This is a genomic window from Mesorhizobium sp. M4A.F.Ca.ET.050.02.1.1 (assembly GCF_003997725.1).
In the GTDB taxonomy this organism is placed as follows: Bacteria; Pseudomonadota; Alphaproteobacteria; order Rhizobiales; family Rhizobiaceae; genus Mesorhizobium.
This window is the reverse complement of record NZ_RZSG01001486.1, coordinates 1-482: the sequence shown is the minus strand read 5'-3', so window position 1 is coordinate 482 and position 482 is coordinate 1. Positions and strand designations below refer to the sequence as shown.

At 60.8% G+C, this 482-nt stretch carries 1 protein-coding gene and 1 pseudogene; both read left to right on the top strand.

Features of this window, described 5'->3' with window-relative positions:
• Positions 1-82: pseudogene (locus tag EOA33_RS38280) on the top strand (co-chaperone GroES); the annotation flags it as partial.
• Positions 83-144: 62 nt separating this feature from the next.
• Positions 145-482 (top strand): TCP-1/cpn60 chaperonin family protein (locus tag EOA33_RS38275; protein WP_281033616.1); only part of this gene is annotated, 338 nt, incomplete at its 3' end.

Genomic DNA, 482 nt, shown 5'->3' with positions numbered 1-482 from the left:
GTGGTCGGGCACTGAAGTCAAGCTCAATGGCGAAGACCTTCTGATCATGAAGGAATCCGACATCATGGGCATCATCGGCTGAATTTCGGCCTGTCCATCAACTGAGTTTTCGGGCTCTTCCCGAGCCCCTGTCAGGAGCTAACCATGGCTGCAAAAGACGTAAAATTCTCCCGCGACGCCCGTGAGCGCATGCTGCGCGGTGTCAACATCCTCGCCGACGCGGTGAAGGTCACCCTCGGTCCCAAGGGCCGCAATGTCGTCATCGACAAGTCGTTCGGCGCCCCGCGCATCACCAAGGACGGCGTCACCGTCGCCAAGGAGATCGAGCTTGAGGACAAGTTCGAGAACATGGGCGCGCAGATGTTGCGCGAGGTCGCTTCGAAGACCAACGACATCGCCGGCGACGGCACCACGACCGCGACCGTTCTGGCGCAGTCGATCGTCCAGGAAGGCAACAAGGCGGTTGCCGCCGGCATGAACCC